Origin of the sequence: Cruoricaptor ignavus (assembly GCF_900141665.1) — a bacterium.
Taxonomy (GTDB): Bacteria; Bacteroidota; Bacteroidia; order Flavobacteriales; family Weeksellaceae; genus Cruoricaptor; species Cruoricaptor ignavus.
Map to the genome: position 1 here is coordinate 1 of NZ_FQYI01000021.1, position 3,272 is coordinate 3,272.

At 36.8% G+C, this 3,272-nt stretch carries 3 protein-coding genes and 1 pseudogene; all 4 read left to right on the plus strand.

The window, feature by feature from the left end; all coding sequences use genetic code 11:
- Positions 1-76 precede the first annotated feature (76 nt).
- The gene (locus BUB43_RS10840) at positions 77-757 is read left to right on the plus strand and encodes a hypothetical protein (RefSeq protein ID WP_143154120.1); all 681 of its coding nucleotides are present in this window, start codon (positions 77-79) and stop codon (positions 755-757) included.
- A 3-nt stretch (positions 758-760) separates the two neighbouring features.
- On the plus strand, positions 761-1,273 hold the full coding sequence (locus BUB43_RS10845) for a PH domain-containing protein (RefSeq protein WP_073181036.1): 513 nt from the start codon (positions 761-763) through the stop codon (positions 1,271-1,273).
- A gap of 168 nt (positions 1,274-1,441) precedes the next feature.
- Positions 1,442-2,620, plus strand: coding sequence for an RHS repeat-associated core domain-containing protein (locus BUB43_RS11510; RefSeq protein ID WP_073181038.1), 1,179 nt, complete (start codon positions 1,442-1,444; stop codon positions 2,618-2,620).
- 386 nt (positions 2,621-3,006) lie between these two features.
- Positions 3,007-3,272: pseudogene (locus BUB43_RS10860) on the plus strand (hypothetical protein); the annotation flags it as partial.

Here is a 3,272-nt window from a genome sequence, read left to right on the forward strand (position 1 = left end):
TCAAACTCCAAAAACCAATAGAAATATATAAATCAGCAGCATAAAATTCAATTAAGAAACCCTTAAAAGTGGTCTAGTGAAGTGTGGGTATTTCAGGTACGCCCTTAACAAGGTTGGCTTGTCGCAATTTGCTTCAAGTGCAGTAGGGACAGTTGCATTTGGAGCGTTATCTGGTGGAATTGGAGCAGAACTAAGTGGTGGAAACTTCTGGCAAGGAGCTGTTATTGGAGGTATTGTTGCAGGATTGAACCATGCGATGCATAAGATGAATTCGCCTTTTGATAATGATGAAGGAGAAGACCCACCAGGAAAGGGAAAGAAAACAACAGCAAATAAAATAAAGTATGGGGCGAAAGTTGGTAAAGAGATAGGAGCTTCTGCTGAATTTATTGATGCAATGGATAAGAGCTTAAAAGGAAATAGTAAGATTTTAGGAAAATTCGGAAAAGTAGGCGGGTATTTATCTGCAGGTGGACAAATAATATATGATGGAGTGGAATATATCAATGGAGAAATCAGCGGTTACCGTTTTAGTTTTCGATTAGGAGCTACAGTTACTTCTTATGTTGCGGGAATGGAAGTAGGTGCAGCTATAGGAGGTACAGCGGGTGGACCTGCAGGTTTTGTGGTAGGAACTACTATAGGAGTTGGAGCTGGTGTTACAGAAAGTGCTTGGGATACTTGGTGGCCACAATTTAAGCATAGTTATAATAATTTTATTAATACTGCTATAAGTAATTGGATGCGTTATAGATAATATATGGATTTGAAAATATCATTAAAAAGCCAACTCTATGCATTAAGAGAACTGATTATAATAAGCATCGTTTATTTTGGGCTTATGTATTTTTTGTATTTAAACGCAGAATTTGATTTGTTTAAAATATTGTTCCTATCAACATTTGTTTTTTATTTTATTGCTATTTTCTTACCGGTGGCAATATTGCATATGAATTATCTAAATAATACATATAGGCATATTAAAGTCGAGCAAAATAAATTGACTATAAATGATATTGTTTATGAAGTAAATGACATAGATAAGATAAAGATTTATGCAACAGGACAACACTTCAGCGATTCTGTCGGGGTCTCTGCATCGGCATATAATGATTATTACTATTATGTTGAAATCTGCTTAAAAGACGGGAAAAAATTAAATTTGTCTTCTCTGATAGATTATAAGATAGATAAAATAATTAGAGAGAATTTTAAGACTATTGAAATAATTGAACACCCATCTCCTTTTCCAATGTTACTGATTAAATGGTAATGTTCCAAAAGTGTTGGTTTCCGATAACCACTGAGATTTAAGGGATGAAATGTGAAATAAACTTAGCAAACCTGTGCAGGCAAATGCCTGCAAAAGCGTAGAAGTTCTTTTTGGTTTTTTAGAGGCTACACCAGCCACGAGCATTTTGCCGAGGTCGGGCTTATCCATATGAATGGCAGGCTTTACGACCCGTTGCTGCGCAGGTTCCTCAATGCCGACGAGAACATACAGGTTATGTTCAACACCCAGAACTACAACAAGTACGGGTATGTGCTGAATAATCCGCTGATGTTTAGTGATCCGAGTGGTGAAGTATTTTTCTTGATACCATTGGTTGGTTATTTTTGGTCTGCAGTAATTGTCGGTGCGGTAATTGGAGCGGCAAGCTATCTGGTATCCAGCGCAATAATGGGGCAGGCCATTACTCTTAAAGGATTTTTAAAGTCCACCTTCTGGGGTGCGGTTTCTGGTGCGGTTACTTTTGGTATTGGTAGTATATTCAGTTCTGCGACTACGCAAATGCTAACTGGAGTAGGGAAGTTTTTAACAAACAGTATTGGACAGTTTGGCTTAGAGATTGTGAGGGCTGGTACCCATGCTGTTGCCCAGGGGGTTATGAGCCTGATGCAGGGAGGCTCCTTCCAACAGGCATTTTGGTCTGGTGCGTTGGGAAGTCTAGGAGCTCACGCTTTTGGCGCAGTTGGCAAAGAGTTTGCCAATAAAGTAGTTGGACAAATAGCAGTAGGTGCAATTACAGGCGGTATAGGTGCTGTACTAAGTGGTGGAAACTTTTGGCAAGGTGCAGTAATTGGAGGTATTGTTGCCGGGTTGAATGCTGCGATGCATAAATTAGACCCACCTAAAGGTTACAAAGGCAAAAAATGGGTTGATGACACTGGAAGCTATGAGAACAATAACGATGGTTCTTGGAATGCTACCTCTCCGGATGGAAAAAAATATACTTTGATTGAAGAAATAGAACTCTATGGGAAATCTAAATTAAGTCAAAATTTAGATAATGCCGCAAATGGATTAGGTATTAATGCTGCGACAAAAGAAGCTCTTTTTGAATATGCAGGAAAAACAAGTGAATTATCTTCCACAGCGTCTAAATACTTAAAATACACAAAGGTTTTAGGTAGAGTAACAGGAATATACAGTGCAGGATCTTCAATTTATGATGCTTATAGAAATCCTACTACGGGAAATATCCTTAAAGCAACATTTAATACAGGAATGCTATTTTTAAGAGTTAATCCTGTAATAGGTTTGGGTATTGTTGTTTTAGACGCAACAGGTGTAACTAATCAATTTTTTAACGGTGTTGGGAACTTTATAAATAGATAATAATATGAAGTATTTATTTTTAATGTTTTACAAGTATTATTCTGATGGAAAAGCAACTAAATCGACAGCATATATTAGTGCTTTGGGTGTTGTTAGTATTTATATTTTTGTTTTCCTTTTGAATTTATGTAAAGCTTTTAATATTGATTTTAAAATAATGTTTTGGAGTGAAAACGTATGGATGAACTATCTTTTAATTGGAATAGTCTTATTACCTATTAATGTTTTTCTTTATTTAATTTTTCCACCCAAAAAAGTTAAAGAATTGATCTTAAGCTTTAAGTATGATGTTTACAAAAATATTTTCTTTATACTATTTTTTATAATTATATTTTTCTTACTTTTTGTAAAATACTAATGGAAGGTAACCACAGGGAACATTGGCTATGATGCAGGGCGGCAATTTTGTTTCCGGCGCTTTTTCCGGGATGTTTGGTAGTCTTGGAGCTTCGGGTTTCGGAGCAGTTGCAGGTGATTTTGCTAATAAGGCTATAGGTCAGATTGCTTTTGGAGCTTTGTCTGGAGGTATTGGAGCAGAACTTACAGGTGGTAATTTTTGGCAAGGAGCGGTAATTGGAGGTATTGTTGCAGGATTGAACCACGCGATGCATGAAATAGATTCTCCTTTGGACGATGACGGTGGTGGAGATGG